This window comes from Lentzea kristufekii (genome assembly GCF_033949925.1).
Classification (GTDB): Bacteria; Actinomycetota; Actinomycetes; order Mycobacteriales; family Pseudonocardiaceae; genus Lentzea; species Lentzea kristufekii.
The window spans coordinates 51,354-68,106 of sequence record NZ_JAXAVV010000033.1 but is presented as its reverse complement, the minus strand read 5'-3'; the positions used below and the strand labels follow the sequence as shown (position 1 = coordinate 68,106).

General features: G+C 70.4%; 15 protein-coding genes. 7 read left to right on the top strand and 8 right to left on the bottom strand.

The window, feature by feature from the left end:
* The first annotated feature begins 34 nt into the window (after window positions 1-34).
* Window positions 35-625, top strand: a complete 591-nt coding sequence (locus SK571_RS41445; RefSeq protein WP_319989596.1) for a TetR/AcrR family transcriptional regulator — start codon at window positions 35-37, stop codon at window positions 623-625.
* Here SK571_RS41445 and SK571_RS41440 read toward each other — a convergent pair.
* Together SK571_RS41440 and SK571_RS41435 are read right to left on the bottom strand one after the other, a co-directional pair.
* Complete coding sequence (locus tag SK571_RS41440; RefSeq protein ID WP_319989595.1) at window positions 615-1,856, bottom strand: cytochrome P450; 1,242 nt, start codon at window positions 1,854-1,856, stop codon at window positions 615-617. The genes SK571_RS41445 and SK571_RS41440 overlap by 11 nt on opposite strands.
* Before the next feature lie 112 nt (window positions 1,857-1,968).
* Window positions 1,969-2,385 (bottom strand): VOC family protein, encoded by a 417-nt coding sequence (locus tag SK571_RS41435; protein WP_319989594.1) that lies wholly within the window; start codon window positions 2,383-2,385, stop codon window positions 1,969-1,971.
* 50 nt (window positions 2,386-2,435) lie between these two features.
* Here SK571_RS41435 and SK571_RS41430 point away from each other — a divergent pair, with 50 nt between their 5' ends.
* Window positions 2,436-3,077, top strand: a complete 642-nt coding sequence (locus tag SK571_RS41430; RefSeq protein ID WP_319989593.1) for a GntR family transcriptional regulator — start codon at window positions 2,436-2,438, stop codon at window positions 3,075-3,077.
* A gap of 115 nt (window positions 3,078-3,192) precedes the next feature.
* Window positions 3,193-4,275: an oxygenase MpaB family protein gene (locus SK571_RS41425; RefSeq protein ID WP_319989592.1), complete on the top strand. Its 1,083-nt coding sequence runs from the start codon at window positions 3,193-3,195 to the stop codon at window positions 4,273-4,275.
* A gap of 4 nt (window positions 4,276-4,279) precedes the next feature.
* Here the strand turns inward: SK571_RS41425 and SK571_RS41420 are convergent, their stop codons facing one another.
* From SK571_RS41420 to SK571_RS41405, 4 genes are all read right to left on the bottom strand, one after another.
* A complete protein-coding gene (locus SK571_RS41420; RefSeq protein WP_319989591.1) occupies window positions 4,280-4,885 on the bottom strand; it encodes a response regulator transcription factor in 606 nt (201 codons plus the stop codon).
* Window positions 4,882-5,943, bottom strand: a complete 1,062-nt coding sequence (locus SK571_RS41415; RefSeq protein WP_319989590.1) for a sensor histidine kinase — start codon at window positions 5,941-5,943, stop codon at window positions 4,882-4,884. The genes SK571_RS41420 and SK571_RS41415 overlap by 4 nt, the downstream gene beginning before the upstream one ends.
* A 10-nt stretch (window positions 5,944-5,953) precedes the next feature.
* Window positions 5,954-6,694, bottom strand: a complete 741-nt coding sequence (locus SK571_RS41410) for a hypothetical protein (RefSeq protein WP_319989589.1) — start codon at window positions 6,692-6,694, stop codon at window positions 5,954-5,956.
* Window positions 6,695-6,773: 79 nt separating this feature from the next.
* Complete coding sequence (locus SK571_RS41405) at window positions 6,774-7,169, bottom strand: ATP-binding protein (RefSeq protein WP_319989588.1); 396 nt, start codon at window positions 7,167-7,169, stop codon at window positions 6,774-6,776.
* Window positions 7,170-7,260: 91 nt separating this feature from the next.
* Between SK571_RS41405 and SK571_RS41400 the strand changes: the two genes are divergently transcribed.
* The 3 genes from SK571_RS41400 to SK571_RS41390 all read left to right on the top strand — a co-directional run bounded on the left by SK571_RS41400 (window position 7,261) and on the right by SK571_RS41390 (window position 11,624).
* Window positions 7,261-8,544: a hemolysin family protein gene (locus SK571_RS41400; protein WP_319989587.1), complete on the top strand. Its 1,284-nt coding sequence runs from the start codon at window positions 7,261-7,263 to the stop codon at window positions 8,542-8,544.
* Window positions 8,545-8,704: 160 nt separating this feature from the next.
* Window positions 8,705-9,643, top strand: coding sequence for a sigma-70 family RNA polymerase sigma factor (locus SK571_RS41395; protein ID WP_319989586.1), 939 nt, complete (start codon window positions 8,705-8,707; stop codon window positions 9,641-9,643).
* 163 nt (window positions 9,644-9,806) lie between these two features.
* Window positions 9,807-11,624, top strand: a complete 1,818-nt coding sequence (locus tag SK571_RS41390; protein WP_319989585.1) for a S8 family peptidase — start codon at window positions 9,807-9,809, stop codon at window positions 11,622-11,624.
* Here the strand turns inward: SK571_RS41390 and SK571_RS41385 are convergent.
* Window positions 11,621-12,454, bottom strand: a complete 834-nt coding sequence (locus SK571_RS41385; protein ID WP_319989584.1) for a phosphotransferase — start codon at window positions 12,452-12,454, stop codon at window positions 11,621-11,623. The two genes, SK571_RS41390 and SK571_RS41385, sit on opposite strands and share 4 nt — an antisense overlap.
* Window positions 12,455-12,494: 40 nt before the next feature.
* Between SK571_RS41385 and SK571_RS41380 the strand changes: the two genes are divergently transcribed.
* Entirely contained in the window at window positions 12,495-15,278 is a 2,784-nt protein-coding gene (locus tag SK571_RS41380; RefSeq protein WP_319989583.1) for an AAA domain-containing protein, read from the top strand.
* Here the strand turns inward: SK571_RS41380 and SK571_RS41375 are convergent.
* A complete protein-coding gene (locus SK571_RS41375) occupies window positions 15,243-16,736 on the bottom strand; it encodes an alpha/beta hydrolase (RefSeq protein WP_319989582.1) in 1,494 nt (497 codons plus the stop codon). The two genes, SK571_RS41380 and SK571_RS41375, sit on opposite strands and share 36 nt — an antisense overlap.
* Window positions 16,737-16,753: the final 17 nt, after the last annotated feature.

Below are 16,753 nucleotides of genomic sequence, written 5' to 3'. Positions count from 1 at the left end.
ACACCAATTTCCGGCACGCTTTAATCTTTGCGCCATGACGGGCCTGCGTGAACGCAAGAAGGCGGCGACCAGGGAAGCGCTGGGTGACGCCGCCTGGAGCCTGTGCGTGGAGCACGGCCTCGACCGGGTGACGGTGGACCAGGTCGCGCGAGCGGCCGGGGTGTCGCTGCGGACGTTCTTCAACTACTTCTCCTCCAAGGAGGAAGCAGTCGTCGCCGGAGACACGGCCACGGCGCTCGCGTTCGTGGAGGAGTTCGCCGCACGGCCCGCAGACGAACCGGTGCTCGTCGCGTTGCGCGAGGCCCTGCGGACGATCTACCCGCGCTACGTCGACCTCGACCGCCTCCGGCAGCTGCGCCGGCTCCGGCGCGACCCCGCACTGCTGCCGCACGTGTTCGCCGCCTACTCCGCCCGCGAGCAGGCGCTGGCGGCGGCGATCGCGGTGCGCTGCGGTGCGGACCCCGAGGTGGACCCCTATCCGGCCGTGACGGCGTCGACGATCCTCGCGTCGATGCGCGCGGTCGTGCAGTGGTGGCTGGACACGCCCCAGGCCACGGACAGGTTCGACGTCACCGAGCTGGTCGGCCGGATGATCGACCAGCTCGGTGACGGGTTCACCAGGTGACCGGGAGCCTGTGCACGCCGTAGATCGACATGTCGGTCCGCAGCGGCACCTCGTCGGCGGGCACGGCGAGCTTCAGCGCCGGCAACCGGCGCAGCAGCTCGCTGAAGCCGACCGCCATCTCCACGCGCGCCAGCTGCTGGCCGAGGCACTGGTGGATGCCGTGCCCGAACGCCACGTGGTGGCCGCGCGGCCGGTCGACCAGGAGCGCGTGCGGGTCGTCGTACTGGCTGTCGTCGCGGTTGACCGCGGGCACCGACACCACGACCGTCTCGCCGGCGCGGATGGTGGCACCGCCGATCACGAGGTCCTCCTTGGCGTGCCGTGAGACGCCCGAGCTGATGATGGACAGGTACCGCAGCAGCTCCTCGACCGCGTTCTCGGTCAGCTCCGGGTCGTCACGGAGCTTGGCGAACTGGTCGGGGTGCTCCAGCAGTGCGAACGTGCCGAGCGCCAGCATGTTCGCCGTCGTCTCGTGGCCCGCGATGAGCAGCAGGTTCGCGATGCCGGTGAGCTCGTTGTCGTTGAGGTCGGTGTCGCGCACGAGTCCGGACAGCAGGTCGTCGCCGGGGCTCTGCCGCTTCGCGCGCACGAGCCCGTACATGAACTTCCGCAGCTCGGTGGTGTTCTTGATCTGTTCGTCGACCGTGGTGTTCAGGCTGAGCAGCTTGGACGTGCGGCGCTGGAACTCGTCGCGGTCGCCGTAGTCGACGCCGAGCAGCTCGCAGATCACGAGCGACGGCACGGGCAGCGCGAAGTCGTGCACGAGATCGGCCGGCGGTCCCTTCTCGATCATCGCGTCGAGCCGGGCGGTGACGATCTCGTGCACGCGCGGCGTGAGGTCCCGCATCCTGCGCACGGTGAACTGCCCGGTCAGCAGCCGGCGGTAGCGGGTGTGCTCGGGGGCGTCCATGAAGATGAACGACCCGGCCCGGCGCTCCGGCGGGAACAGCTCCGCGTGCAGCTCGGGAGAGATCAGCGCCCTCGCCCGCGGGCTGTTGATCCGGTCCGAGCTCATCTGCGGCGCGGCGAGCACCGCCCGTGCCTCGTCGTGCCCGGTGACGAGCCAGACGGTGTCGCCGTTGTGCTCGATCCTGTGGATCCGCCCGTGCTCGCTCAGCTCGACCAGCCCGGTGGCCGGGTCGAACGGGCACGTGCCGCGGTTGGTGAGTTCAGCGGGCAACTGCGGGCGGATGAGCTCCTGCGCGCTGCGCTGCCGCTCGGCCGTGGACATGGCCTCTCCCTGTCTGACCCGGTGTGACCGGGCCGTGGCTCGGCGTCACCTCCACGGTACCGATACTTGCGCGTTGTGCAAGATTTTTAACCTGGCTTTGGACAACGCGGCTTCAGACCGCGAACACCTGCGCGTCGTCCGCGAAGGCCTTGAACTCCAGCGCGTTGCCCGCCGGGTCCAGCAGGAACATCGTCCACTGCTCGCCCGGCTCGCCCTTGAACCGCACGTACGGCTCGATGACGAACTTCGTACCGGCGCCGGTCAGCTTGGCTGCCAGCGCCTGGAACTCGTCCACGGTCAGGACCAGGCCGAAGTGGGGGACCGGCACGTCGTGACCGTCGACCGGGTTGCTGACGCGCTCGGTCCTCGGTGCGAGGTGGGTGACGAACTGGTGGCCGTGCAGGTTCCAGTCGATCCAGGTGTCGGAGCTGCGCCCCTGCTCGAGGCCGAGGGTCTCGCCGTAGAACTCGCGGGCGGCGGAGAGGTCGTCGACGGGCATGGCGAGGTGGAAGCGGGGGATGTTCGGCATGTAGGAATGTTAACATTCAGACAAGATGTCGTCTTGTTAACATTGCTCACATGACAGTGGGTCCGGCGCGACGGCGCGGTCTGGGCAGCGAGGTCGCGGACATGATCCGCGAGGCCATCTTCGACGGCGGCTACCCGCCGGGCAGCGCGCTACGCGAGGTGGAGCTGTCCACGGCCCTGGAGGTCTCGCGCGGTCCTGTCCGGGACGCGCTGCGCCTGCTCGAACACGAGGGCCTGGTGCGCACCGAGTGGCACCGAGGCACCACGGTGGCCGAGCTGTCCCTGGAGGACGTCGCGGAGCTGGACAGCCTGCGGGGCGCCCTGGAGACGCTGGCCGTCCAGCGCGTGGTGGCCACGGGCGCCTCACTGGAGAAGATCGCCGCGGCCGCGCTGGAGATGGAGCGCGCCTCGACGCCGCACGAGATGGTGCGGTGCGACATCGCGTTCCACGACGCCGTGTACGCCGCCGCCGGCCACTCGCGACTGACCCAGGCCTGGGAGGCGATCCGGTCGCAGGTGCACCTGTTCCTGATCACGCGGGTGCGGCTGAGCACGGACGGGTACCTGGAGCAGATCCGCGACGAGCACCGGGACCTGGTGGCCGCGCTGCGGCTGGGGAACGTGGAGGGGGCGCTGAAGCTGTTCGCCGAACACCGCAGGCACGCGTTCGACGTCCTCACCTCCGGTTCCTGAGCCTGGTCGCAGTTGCTCCGAACGGGCTTACGACCGCTCACGAACGCGTGGATTCACTGGGCTGAAGAGGTGATCGGAACGATCACCCGCCCGCTGGCGCTCCTACGCTCGCCGAGTGGACCTGCAGGCACTGAAGTACGAGGGCGACCCGCTCGCTGACGCTGTGATCGCGCACCTGATCGAGAGCGGCGATTTGAACGAGGTCAACCAGGTGCTCGCGGAGTTCCGCGGCAACGACGAGCCCATCCCGGCGCACCTGCCGCCCGTGGTCCGCGACTACCTCGTCGCCACCGACGATCCGCCCGAGTGGATGGACGAGGAACGCGTCGCCCGCGCGCACGAGTTCTTCGTCGACGACGGTGTGCATGTGGCGTCGGTGCTGTCGTTCGGTGCGATGGTCAACTGCTACGCGCAGCCCAGGCCGTCCCGGGTCCTCACGCTCACGCACCGGCTCAACCAGCCGCACCGCAGGCTGTCGGAGACGTCGCAGTTCGTGCTGAACATGATGGAGCCCAACGCTTTCGGCACGGGCGGCTCGTTCGTGCCGACCATCCAGAAGACCCGGCTGATCCACGCGGCGGTCCGCTACTTCGTCGGCCGCTCACCGGAATGGGACCACGAAGCGGACGGCGTCCCGGTCTGCCAGCAGGACCTGCTCGGCGCGCTGCTGATCTTCTCGGTGCAGGTGATCGACGGCATGCGCCGCATCGGCGTCTCGGTGACCGACACCGAGGCCGAGGACTACTACCACGTCTGGCGCGTCGCAGGGGCGGTGCTCGGCATCCGCCCGGACGCGATGCCGGACACGCTGGCCGAGGCCGAAGTGCTCAGCAACACCATGGTGCGGGCGTCCTACGCGCCGTCGAAGGAAGGCGTCGAGCTCACCAGGAACCTGGTCGAGCTGTACGAGAAGTTCGTACCCGGCAGGGCTTTCGACGGTGTGGTCGCGGCGATGGTGCGGCAGGTCGTCGACGAGGAGGTCGCAGACTGGCTGGAGGTCCCGCGCTCCCGGGGCTGGACCACGGCGGTCCGGACGGGCGCGAAGGTCATGGGTGTGTTCGAACGCGGCGAGGACCGCAGCCGGGTCGCCCGCGCCGTGCTCGACAAGGCGGGCGACCTGTTGCTCGGCGCGAGCGTCCGCACCCTCACCGACGGCCAGCCGACCGCCCTGGTCGTGCCTGCCTGCCTCCGCCGCTAGAGCCCTAGAGCCAACCGTGCTCGTGCGCGACCGAGAACGCCTCGGCACGGCCCGCGACACCGAGCTTGGCGACCGCGGCGGACAGGTGGTTCCGCACCGTCCCGGCGGACAACGACGTGCGCGTGGCGATCTCGGCGACCGGGGTGCCGAACTCGCTGAGCCGCAACACCTCCAGCTCACGTTGCGTCAGCGGGCACGGGGGAGCGGCGAGCGCGTCGGCGGCGAGAGCCGGGTCCACCCAGCGCGAACCCGCGTGCACGCGGCGGATCACGTCGGCCAGCGTGCCGCCGGGCGATCCCTTGGGCAGGAAGCCCTTCGCGCCCGCGTGCAGGGCCTGCTGCAGGTGCGGCGGACGGCCCCGGCCGGTCAGGATCACCACGGCGCACGACGGCAGCACGCGAGCCAGCTCCTCGGTGACCTCCAGGCCGTCCAGCAGCGGCATCTGCAGGTCCACCACGGCCACGTCCGGGCGGTGTGCCCGCGCGGCCTCCACGGCGGCCCGGCCGTCACCAGCGCGGGCCACCACCTCGAGATCCGGCTCCAGCCCGAGCAGCGCCGCGAGCGCGTCGCGGATCAGCTCCTCGTCGTCGGCCAGCAGGACCCTGATCACGCGGGCACCACGACCTGAAGCGTGAACACGTCCCCGGACTTCTCCACGGACACCTGACCACCCACGGCCGCGAGCCGCTCCCGAAGGCCGCGCACCCCGTTGCCCTCACCTGACGGCTTCTCGGTGCCGTCGTTCGTGACGGTCATCCGCACCTCTTCGCCGGCGACAGCGACGTCGATCATGCACCAGGTCGCGTGGCTGTGCCGCAGCACGTTGGTGCACGCCTCCCGCAACGCCAGCGCGAGCTGCGTGGCGCGTTCACCCTCCACCGGCACCTCCGAGACGGTGCACCGGATACCGGCCTCCTGCAGCACGCTGCGCACGGCCTCAAGCTGTTCGGGCAGGTTCACGGCGCGATAGCCGTGCACCGCGTCACGCACGTCTTCCAACGCCGAGGACGCCAGCCGTTGCGCCTCGAAGGCCTCCGCCGCGGACCGCTCCGGGTCGGTGGCGGCGAGCCGCCCGGCCAGTTCGGACTTCAGCGCGATCACCGTCAGCCGGTGCCCCAGGAGGTCGTGGACGTCCCGCGCGAACCGCAGCCGCTCCTCGCTCACCGCGAGCTCCGCCTGCGCCTCGCGCCCGGCCCGCGCCTGCCCCAGCAGTCCCGCGAACCACATCGGCAGCCCGGCCATCGCGACGATCGTCAGCCCGACCGCCGCGGCGATCATCTGGTACGCCGTGTGGTCGCGGCCGACGAAGAACCCGACCAGGCCCGAGACCACCACCGCGCCGATCGCCGCCAGCCACCTCCAGGGGCCGGTCAGCAGCAACGGCGCGAACCCGGCCGCGGCGCCGCCGATCCACGCCCACGTCGACAGCTCCTGCGGCCCGACCGGCGCCACGAGCGGAATCGTCGCCAGCGTCGCGGCCCCGAGCACCCACAGCGGCCCGCCCCGCAACGTCACCCCGTACGCCACGGCCAGCACCAGCAGCCCCAGCACCCCGAGCCAGCGCAGCGCGGACGGCTCGCGCAGCACCGAGATCAGCGGCACGGCGAGCGAGCTCAGCCACAGCACGTGGAGGGTGCCGCGCAGCGCGGTGTGCGGGAGATCGTTCATCGCCATCAGCCTAGAACCACACCATCAGGATCGTGACCGCGATGACCAGGTCGAAGACCCCGCAGAACTCCGACCACCAGCGCGGCACGACGGCGTTGCGCACGTGGTGCACCAGGTCCCAGACGGCGTGCGCGCCCCACCCGAGCGCGATCAGCAGCACCCCGTTGTGCGGCGACACGAGGAGCACCGCCACGGCCAGCAACGCGTAGAGGCCGAACACGGCGAGCTGCGTCCGGGGCGCCCGTCGTCCCCAGAACAGGTAGGCCGCCTGGCACACCAGCAGGGTCCACACGGGAGGCACCACCGGCGCCTGCCAGAAGTCGAACGAGACCGCCAGCGCGATCACCGCGGGCCAGCGCTCACCCAGCGCCCGGATCACCGGGTTCGTGCTGGGCGTCCCGTGCTCGTGGCGGTGGAGGACCAGCACCGCGATCATCGCGGGCACCATCAGCAGGTGCCCGCCCATCTCCACAGCGGGCCCGTCCAGCACGCCGAGCCAGTACGGCACCAGGAGCACGAGGTACGGCACGACCATCGCCGCGCACATTTCGAAGATCCGGCCGTGGCCGCGATAGCGCATCCACAACGCCATCGGCACGGACATCGACACCGCCATCCACAGGGCGGCCAGCTCGACCTGTCCGGGCGTCCACAGGGGCCCGAGCAGGGCCATTCCGATCAGCATCGCCACGAGCATCTCTGCCCCGTGGCGGACCAGCGGCCGAACCGCCGGCGAAACCTTCGTCGTCATGCTTCGAGAATCGAAGAGACTCGCCGCAAGACCCATCCGTGCGCTGTCATGACTTCTCTGTGCGAAACGCACAGAAGGACTATGCGTCCACCTCTGCCCAGAGGGTCTTCCCGCCCGTGAACTCCCGCGTGCCCCAGCAGCGGGAGAGCTGGGCGATCAACACCAGCCCACGGCCTCGCGTGTCACCGAGACGTGACCGCCCCAGCTGCGGAAGTTCGGCCGGCGTGTGGTCGTCGACCTCGACCCGGATGAAGTCCGTGTGCCGTTGCACCCGCACGGCACGCGGCCCTTCGGCGTGCTCGTAAGCGTTGCTCGCGAGCTCCGTGCACACGAGCAGAACGTCGAGCCTGACGTCCTCCGGCAGATCCCTCAACAAGGTTCCGATCCACGCGCGCATCGCGCCGAGATCCGGCTCGTCCTCCGGCAGGGTGTGCAAGGTCCTCGCGGAGGCGCTCAGCACCTCAGGGGTGTCCATATCCATCCCACCTCGTCCACTGCAGGCCCTCCTGGCTGCTCAAGACGGCCGTCAGGGTGCGAAATACCACCGTGCGTGCTACCCCAAACGTGTGGACGGCTATGGCTTCAACCTCGCGCTGGTCGCGGTTCTGGTGTTGCTCAACGCGGCTTTCGCGGGCAGTGAGATGGCGTTCGTGTCGCTGCGCGAAGGTCAGCTGCGCTCGCTGGAACGCGAAGGGCACCGCCGGCTCGTCCGGCTCGCACGCGATCCGAACAGGTACTTCGCGACGGTCCAGATCGGCATCACGCTGTCCGGTTTCCTCGCGTCGGCGACCGCCGCGGTCTCGCTGGCGGCACCGGTCGTGCCGCTGCTGGGCTTCCTCGGAGATGCCGCGAACGGGGTCGCGATCGCGCTCGTGACCGTGGTCCTGACGTTCGTCACACTGGTCTTCGGGGAACTGGCGCCCAAGCGCCTCGCGATGCAGTACGCCGTGCGCTGGTCGAAGATCGTCGCCGGCACGCTCGACCTGCTGTCGACGATCTCCCGGCCCGCGGTGTGGCTGCTCAGCAAGTCGACCGACGTCGTGGTGCGCGTGTTCGGCGGAGACCCGGACGCCGACGAGGAACAGATGTCGGCGGAGGAGCTGCGGGATCTCGTTGAGGTGCAACAGCATCTGAACCAGGAACAACGTACGATCATGACGGGCGCGCTGGAGATCCACGAACGGCGGCTGCGCGAGGTCCTGGTGCCGCGGCGGCAGGTGACGATCGTCGAATCAGGTTTGGACACCCCCGCCGCACGGGAAGTCCTGGCGAGATCCGGACATTCGCGGGCCCCGGTGACCAGGAACGGGCACCTCGACGACGTGGTCGGTGTGGTGCACCTGCGAGACCTGCTCGACGACACCGTGTCCCTCGCGGACGTCGCACGGGCGCCGATGGTGCTACCGGACTCGGTGCGCGTCACGGACGCGTTGCGGCGAATGAAGGCCGAGCACGAGCAGCTGGCACTGGTCGTGGACGAGCACGGCGCGGTGGACGGCATCGTGACCCTGGAAGACCTGCTGGAGGAGATCGTCGGTGAGATCTACGACGAGACCGACTCCGACGTGGTCGGGGTCAGGACCGGACCCGACGGTTCGATCGAGCTGCCCGGCACGTTCCCGATCCACGACCTGGTGGACGTTGGCGTCGAACTGCGTGACGCGCCCGCCGGGCCCTACTCCACCATCGCCGGGCTGGTGCTGCTGATCCTCGGCCGCATCCCGGAAGAGCCGGGTGACGTGGTGGAGGTCTCCGGCTGGAAGATCGAGGTGCGGCAGGTCGAGCACCACGCGATCACCCTGGTGAGGCTGAGGTCACAGGCGAAACCGCGGAATGAAGTGGACCTCTGAACCGTTACACACGAGTGCAGCGGTGTATAGGGCCGTTGCTCCGCAGACGGCGGCGAGTGCGCCGGACCGCTTGCGGCGGTTGACCCGGAGAGGCAACCGGACGACCGGCGCGAACCCGCGCCGGCTGACACACCCTGCCAACGGATACGGGGGATTTGGCATGCCCGCAGATCTGAAGAACCGCGCGTCCGGGCAGCAGGACGCGGACCTGGTCGGCCAGTACCTGCGCGAGGTCGGGCGCACACCGCTGCTGACCGCGTCCGAGGAGGTCGACCTGTCCCGGCGCATCGAGGCCGGCGTGTATGCCGCCCACCTGCTCCAGACCGGTGACACGACGCGCGAGCCGCGGCTGCTGCGCCGGATCGTCGCCGAGGGTGAGCGCGCCAAGGACCACATGATCCGCGCGAACCTGCGCCTGGTCGTGTCGGTCGCGAAGAAGCACTCGTTCCGCGGACTGCCGTTCGGGGACGTGATCCAGGAGGGCAACCTCGGCCTGATCCGCGCGGTCGAGAAGTTCGACTACGCCAAGGGCTACAAGTTCTCCACGTACGCCATGTGGTGGATCCGCCAGGCGATCGAACGGGGTCTGGCGGAGCAGACCCGCACCGTGCGCCTGCCGGTGCACGTGGTCGAAGAGGTCAACAAGCTCAAGAAGATCGGGCAGAAGCTGTCCGCGTCGTTCGGTCGCGAGGCGACGGTCGAGGAGATCGCCGCCGAGGCCAAGTGCTCGCCGTCGCGCGTGCAGGACATGCGGGACGCGGCACGCACCTGCGTGTCTCTGGAGACGCCGGTCGGTGACGAGGGCGACTCGGTGCTGGGCGACCTGATCCAGGACACCGACGGCGTGTCCGCGCCGGACCTGGTGGAGCAGCAGGAGTTCACCGAGGGCGTTCGCTCCCTCTTGGACGTCCTTCCCGAACGGCAGGGCCGGATCATGCGCCTGCGCTACGGCCTGGAGGACGGGCGTGCCCGCACCCTGCAGGAGGTCGCGGAGGAGCTCGGCCTGACCCGTGAGCGGATCCGTCAACTGGAGAAGCAGTCGCTCGCCCAGCTCAAGCAGTCGGGCGACCGGGACGATCTTTTCGCGCTCGCCGGCTGACAACCGTACGAAAGTCGCTTGTTCTGCTCCTTGTAGCAACTAAAGACTCATCACGTCCGACAACGGACTAACGCTGTTTCGCAACCGCGTGTGAACGCATCCGCAGGGCCGTCGAGGGCCGGCCCGCGTTCGCACGCGGTTTCCCTGCGAACGAGGAGCAGTGATGAGACACCGCACCCTGCGCACGCTCGGGGTGGCGGCAATTGCCGTCGCCGGAACCGTGCTCGCGCTCCCACAGGCTGTGGCCGCACAGCCCGAAGGACCGATCGTCGCGGAGAACGCGCCGAACGCGGTCCAGGACAACTACATCGTCGTGCTCAAGGACGGCACCACGGCGCGCTCGGAGGTGAGCGGCCGCGCTGACGGCCTCGCGTCCCGATACGGCGCGAAGATCGGCTTCACCTACAAGGCCGCGTTCAAGGGCTTCTCGGCCACGCTGTCCAAGCAGCAGGCCAAGCGCCTCGCCGCCGACCCGGCCGTGGCCTACGTGGAGCAGGACCGGACCGTGCAGGTCCTGACCGACCAGCTCAACCCGCCGTCGTGGGGCCTGGACCGCGTCGACCAGGCGAGCCTGCCGCTCGACAGCAAGTACAGCTACAGCACGGACGCGTCGAACGTGACGGCGTACGTGATCGACACCGGCATCAACTACACCCACAGCGAGTTCGGCGGCCGCGCGACGGCTGGCTTCGACGCGTTCACCGACGGCCAGAACGGCAAGGACTGCCAGGGCCACGGCACGCACGTCGCCGGCACCGTCGGCGGTGCGACCTACGGCGTGGCGAAGAACGTCAAGCTGAAGGCCGTCCGCGTGCTCGACTGCTTCGGCAGCGGCTCGGTCGCCACCGAAGCGGCGGGGGTCGACTGGGTGACCGCGAACGCCGTTCTGCCGGCCGTCGCGAACATGAGCCTCTACACCGGCACCGCGAACGAGCCGAGCCGTGTGCTCGACGACGCCGTGCGCGCGTCGATCCGCGGTGGCGTCACCTACGTCGTGGCGGCGGGCAACTTCAACGACGACAGCTGCAAGTACTCGCCGCAGCGCGTCACCGAGACGATCAACGTCATGGCAACGGATCGCACCGACGCCCGCGCGCAGTTCTCGTCCTTCGGCACGTGCAGTGACCTGTTCGCTCCTGGCGTTCAGATCGTCTCCGCCTCGCACCGCAACAACTCCGACCCGTCCACGAAGGACGGCACGTCGATGGCGTCCCCGCACGTCGCGGGCGCGGCGGCGCTGTACCTCGCGGACAACCCGGCGAAGACCCCGGCCGAGGTGCACGCGGCGATCCTCGCCCAGGCCACCCCGGGCAAGGTCGCCAACCCCGGCGCCGGCTCGGCGAACCTGTTGCTGCGCACCAACGCCGGCGGCGTTCCGGGCGTCTCGGTGACGAACCCGGGCAACCAGTCCACGGCTTTGAACGGCACGGCCGGCCTGACGCTGTCCGCGTCCGGTGGCACCGCGCCGTACACGTGGTCGGCGACCGGTCTGCCCACCGGGCTCTCGATCGGGTCCTCGTCCGGTGTCGTCTCGGGCACGGCCACGACCGCCGGCACGTACAACGTGACCGTGACGGCCACCGCGGCCGCTGGCGGTTCGGGCAGCACGTCGTTCACCTGGACGGTCGGCACGGCCACCTGTGCCCCGCAGACCAACGGCACGGACGTCCCGATCCGCGACAACGCGACCGTGACGTCGGCGGTCGTGTTCAGCGGCTGCACGGGCACCGCGTCGGCGAGCAGCCAGGTCGAGGTGCACATCAAGCACACCTACAGGGGTGACCTCGTGGTCGACCTGGTCGCGCCGGACGGCTCGGTCTACAACCTGCACAACCGCGCGGGCGGCGGCACCGACAACATCGACCAGACCTACACGGTCAACCTGTCGTCCGAGACGCGCAACGGCACCTGGACTCTCCGGGTCCGTGACGCGGCCACGGCCGACGTCGGCACCATCGACACCTGGAGCCTGACGCTCTAAAGGCTTTTGAGCGTCTCGGTGAAGTAGTGCAACGTGAGCTCCGCGTCCCGCCACCGTTCGTGCGGGGCGCGGAGCTTTTCGGCGAAGTCCGCGATGTCGTCGACGGCCCACCGCAGCGAGTAGAAGGCGCTGTCACCGCCGGCCAGCCAGAGGTCGCGTTCCGGTGGGGCCAGTCCGACGGTGTCCCAGTCGACCAGGACCAGGCCCCGCGGCGTGTTGATCACGTTGCCCGCGTGGGGTTCTCCGTGGGTGACCACCCGCTCGTCCGTGAGCTCTCCGGCGAGCAGGTCCAGTTCGGCCAGTTTCTCGCGGACGATCCCGGTGTGGGCCACGAAGACCTCGCGGGCCCGGTCCGAGAACCACTTGCCGGGCTCGTCGAGCAACGCCGTCAGCGCGGCCCTGGCCGGGACGTCGATCGGGGCGACCGGGATGTCCGCCGGTGGTTCACAGCGGTGCAACGCCGTCAGCAGCTCGGTCACCCCGGCGTGGACCGGATCGCCGAAGGACCCGGATCTCCCCGCGACGTACGGGAAGACGCTCAGCGCGTAGCGGTCGTTGAGCAGGACCACGGTCTCGCCGTCGTCCGATCGCACCGGTGCCACGACGAACGGCAGTTGCTCGCCCAGACTCGCCGCGGTCTCCATCGCCCGCCGCAGACGGGCCAGCGGCTTGGTCGTCAGGTCCGACACCGAGGTGAACCACCGGTCGTAGACGGTCCAGTGGTAGTCGCCGAAGCCGACGGGGGCGTAGACCGGTTTCCCGGTGATGCCGAACCTGGCCAGGCCGGCCTTCAGCTCGTGTTCGGGCAAGCCGCTCGGAAGATCCTCCACGGTGCACGAAGTTAGCGCCTCGAATGGCACGATGTCCCGCGTGAACGTTTCTGCCGTGTTGCGCACCCTGGCGCGGTTGAGTGCCGCTGAGCAGCCGCAGAAGCTCGTGCTCGACCTCACCAAAGCGGCCGGGCTGCTCTGGCTCGGCGACCACGAGCCGTCGTGGCGGGCGATCACGCTCGTGCAGGAGGGTCCGCACTGGACGCCGGTCTCGTGGACCGCGCCGAAGCAGGCCCGCGGCGAGGTCGAGCACCTGGCCGCGTACGACGCGCTGCACCAGGAGGACCGGTTGCTGCGGCTGGGCTGGGCGTTCCTCGCCGGGCCCGCGCAGATCGGCGGGCAACGGCGCCGGGTGTGCCTGCCGCTGGTGTCGCGGCCGGTCCGGCTGCACCACGGGCTCGGCCTCGGCTACGCCTACCACGTCGCCGGTGACGCCGGGGTGTTCCCGCTGATCGACGACTGGGCCAGGACCGCCGAACGCGAGGCCGCGCTCGCGCCCACCAAGGCGTGGATCACCCAGACGTTGCGGCTCGCCGGGTTCGAGGACGTGCCGATCGTGCACGACGACCCCAAGAAGCTGATCTCCGGCAGCGAGCTCGTCGTCGCGATGGGAGCCGGGCTGCACGCGGGTGAGCCCGTCGTGAGCACCGAGCACGGCACGGCCCTGTACGACTGGTCGGGCAAGAAGGGCATCGACGGCACGGCGTTCGCGGCACTGTACGGCGCCGCCGCCGAGCCGGACCGCCACGACGAGCCGATCAGTTCGTCGTTGCCGCTCAGCCACAGCCAGATGCGCGCGGTCGAGCACGCTCGCCGTGCGCGGATTACGGTCGTGGGCGGGCCTCCTGGCGCGGGCAAGACGCACACTCTCGCGGCGTTGGCGCTCGATGCGGTGGCAGCGGGGAAGTCCGTGCTCCTCGCCAGCCGCACGCGCAACGCCGCCGACGTGCTCGGTGGTGCGCTGCGGAAAGCGGGCGGGCCGGTGCCGGTGCTGTTCGGTGACTCCGAACTGCGGCAGGAGATGGCACGCGAACTGAGCGACGGGCTGACCGCCACGAGCAACCCCGAGCGCCTGAACGAACTCGAGCGCGTCCGGCGTGCGGCCGCCGCCGCTGTCGCCCGTGTCGAGCGCACGACCGGCGGCTCGCTCACCGACGAACAGCTGGCCGCTGAAGCCAAGAAGCACCAGGCGTTGATGCCGGCGCATCGGGCCGTGGCGCCGAAAGCGTTCGACGCGGGCGTGGATTTCGCCGCGCTGCACGGACTTCTCCAGCCGCGCACCGGTTTCCTCGGTGGACTGCGGACCGGGTGGGCGGTGCGGAAGGCGCGCGGACTCGCCGGTGCGGGCGAGGCCTCGGTCGAGGACCTGCGCGCCGCGGTCGAGGCGGCCGAGCAGACCGCGGCGTCCGTCCGGATCGGAGCGAACGGCGGCACGGCGTTCGGTGAGCTGCGGCCGTTGCTGGCCGAGCAGGACGTCGCGAGCCGCACGGCCACGGCCACGTGGCTCAAGGAGTACTCGGTGAGCCGCCGGGGTGCGGGCGCGCGCCGGGCGGTGGCGGCGCTGGCGAAGGCGTTGCGGTCCGGCCGGGCGGCCCGGCGGCGCGGGCTCGCCGAGATCGACAGCGCGGATCTGGTGGCGGCACTGCCGTTGTGGGTCGGCACGCTGTCCGATGTGGAGGACATCCTGCCGCCCGTGCCCGGCATGTTCGACCTGGTGATCATCGACGAGGCCAGCCACGTCGACCAGCCGCTGGCCGCGCCCGCGTTGCTGCGCGGCCGGTCCGCGGTGATCGGCGGTGACCCCCGGCAGCTGCGGCACGTGTCGTTCGTCAGCGACCAGGCGGTGCAGGCGGCGGTCGACGCGGAGGGCACCCAGGACCTGCGCGACCGGCTGGACGTGCCCAAGGTGAGCCTGTTCGACGCCGGCGCGGCGACGGCCGGCGTGCACTGGCTCGACGAGCACCACCGCTGCGCGCCGCACCTGATCGGGTTCGCGGCGGCGAAGTTCTACGACGGCAAGATCGCGCTGCTCACCACGCACCCGTCGATCGCGGACGTCGACTGCATCGACACCGAGCGCATTGATGGCGACCGCACCGCGAAGGGCGTCAACCAGGCCGAGGTCGACGCCGTGCTCGCCCACGTCCGCAAGCGGGTGGCCGCGGGCGTGCGCTCGATCGGCGTCGTGACCCCGTTCCGCGCGCAGGCCGACGCGCTGGAGGAAGCACTCCTCAGCGAGCTCACGCTGGACGAGATCACCACCGGTGGTGTGCGCGTCGGCACGGTGCACGGCGTGCAGGGCAGCGAGTTCGACGAGGTGGTGATCAGCCTCGCCGCGGACGCCAAGCCGGGCGCGTGGCGGTTCGTCAACGACCCCGGCCTGCTCGCCGTGCTCACCACCCGTGCGCGCCGGAAGGTGCACGTCATCACGTCCGCGCCCGAACCGCCGGGACTGATCGGCGAGTACCTGCGGCACGCCGACGTCGCGCCGACCGAGACCGCCGGTGCCGAACCCGAGGACGAGTGGACCGCCCGCCTCGCGCACGAACTGCGGGCCGCGGGCCTGACCGTGCGCACGGGCTATCCGGTCGGGCAGTGGCGAGTGGATCTCGTGGTGGGGGAGAAGGACGACGCCGTCGCGGTGGAGACGCGCCCGCACCCTTCCGGAGTGCGGGCGCATCTCGCTCGCTGGCGTGCGCTCACCCACGCGGGGTGGCGCGTGCACGACGCGTTCGGCAGCCGGTTCGGCGACGACCCGGCGCGTGCCGCCGTGGAACTGACCCAGGAACTACCTGCGGCTGGGCTTGAACAGCGGCTCGGCTGAGGCGACCGACGGCAGGAACGGGTTCGGGTTCGCCGGGCACACCGTGCCGACGGGCGGCAACGCGCCGTTGAGCAGGTATGCGTTCGTGTGGTCGGTCGCGCACTTGCTCACGCCGTACGCCGTGTGGCCCCAACCCGCGTAAGCGAGCAAGCGGCTACCTGCGAGCTGACGGTTGGCGGCCTGCGCGCCGCGGAAGTCCGTCACGCCGTCGAAGTAGTTGCCCACCACCAGAACCGGCGCGCTGGTGCGGGTGCGCCACGGCCCGGTGAAGCGGTCGGGGTTGGTCGGCCAGTTCGCGCACGCCGCGTTGCCCCACCACCACGCCGGTCCGAACTCCGAACCCGCTTCGGCGTACCGGGAGATCGCCCTGTAGGAGTGGAAGTCGCGCGGGTACTCGATGTCCGCGCACGCGTTGCCGTTGTAGGCGTCGAACCCGTTGGGGTAATCCGGTTCCGCCGCGGCGGAAAGCGACCCGGCGGCCGCGTCGGACAGCTGGTCGAAGAACGCGGCGGCGTCCGGCCAGTCGCTCGGCGAGTACATGGCGCCGAGCGCGGTGTTGATCACGGCGTCGTAGGTGAAGACCTGACCACCGAGCTCGATCGGCTTGGCGCGCACCGACTTCAGCAACGCGTCCCAGCGCTTCTCCGGCTGCGGCCCGAAGACGCACGCTGCCTCGTCGCAGGTGCGGAGGAACTCGCGGAACTCCTCCTTCGTCGCGATCCGGTCCGACTCGATCTGCCGGCCGCTCGACCACAGCTCGGGATCCAGCACGCCGTCGATCACGAGCGCGCGGATGTTGTCCGGGAACAGGTTCGCGTAGGTCGCGCCCAGGAACGAGCCGTAGGAGAAGCCCAGGTAGCTGATCTTGCGGTCACCGACGGCGCGGCGCAGCAGGTCCATGTCCCGTGCGACGTCGGCGGTGCTCATGTGCCGGGCGATCCGCTGGTCGTCGCGGCATTCGGGGCCGAGCGAGCGGTAGCGGTCGAAGAACGGCCGCTCCTGCGCCGCCTGGTACGGGAAGCCGGGGATGCCCTCGAAGAACTTGCCGAGGTCCTCCTCGCTCTTGAAACAGTGCAGCGGATCGGATTTGCCGACGCCGCGCGGGTCGAACCCGACGATGTCGAACCGGCCCTGGAGGTTCGCCGACAGGGCGTTGCCGGCGCCGAGCGCGAAGTCCACGCCCGAGCCGCCGGGCCCGCCGGGGTTGAGGAACAGCGACCCGATCCGGCGCGCGGAGTCCGTCGCGGGCTTGCGCGCCAGCGCGACGGTGGTCGTGGCGCCGCGCGGGTCGTCGTAGTCGAGCGGCACCTTCACGGAGGCGCACTCGAAGCCGGGGTGTTCGGGTCCGCACGCCGCCCAGTCGATCTTCGGGACCTGCGCGCCACCTCCCGATGCCTGTACGGCGGGTGTGCCGGTGATCATGAGCGCGGCCGCGGCGGCCAGCACGGTGAATCGCATCGACAAGCTCCCCTCTC

What these genes read in the sequence shown, in the direction of transcription:
- SK571_RS41375 (WP_319989582.1), bottom strand. Translation starts at nt 16,736, where the DNA reads ATGCGATTCACCGTGCTGGCCGCCGCGGCCGCGCTCATGATCACCGGC.
- SK571_RS41395 (WP_319989586.1), top strand. Translation starts at nt 8,705, where the DNA reads ATGCCCGCAGATCTGAAGAACCGCGCGTCCGGGCAGCAGGACGCGGAC.
- SK571_RS41440 (WP_319989595.1), bottom strand. Translation starts at nt 1,856, where the DNA reads ATGTCCACGGCCGAGCGGCAGCGCAGCGCGCAGGAGCTCATCCGCCCG.
- SK571_RS41410 (WP_319989589.1), bottom strand. Translation starts at nt 6,694, where the DNA reads ATGACGACGAAGGTTTCGCCGGCGGTTCGGCCGCTGGTCCGCCACGGG.
- SK571_RS41405 (WP_319989588.1), bottom strand. Translation starts at nt 7,169, where the DNA reads ATGGACACCCCTGAGGTGCTGAGCGCCTCCGCGAGGACCTTGCACACC.
- SK571_RS41445 (WP_319989596.1), top strand. Translation starts at nt 35, where the DNA reads ATGACGGGCCTGCGTGAACGCAAGAAGGCGGCGACCAGGGAAGCGCTG.
- SK571_RS41390 (WP_319989585.1), top strand. Translation starts at nt 9,807, where the DNA reads ATGAGACACCGCACCCTGCGCACGCTCGGGGTGGCGGCAATTGCCGTC.
- SK571_RS41415 (WP_319989590.1), bottom strand. Translation starts at nt 5,943, where the DNA reads ATGAACGATCTCCCGCACACCGCGCTGCGCGGCACCCTCCACGTGCTG.
- SK571_RS41435 (WP_319989594.1), bottom strand. Translation starts at nt 2,385, where the DNA reads ATGCCGAACATCCCCCGCTTCCACCTCGCCATGCCCGTCGACGACCTC.
- SK571_RS41430 (WP_319989593.1), top strand. Translation starts at nt 2,436, where the DNA reads ATGACAGTGGGTCCGGCGCGACGGCGCGGTCTGGGCAGCGAGGTCGCG.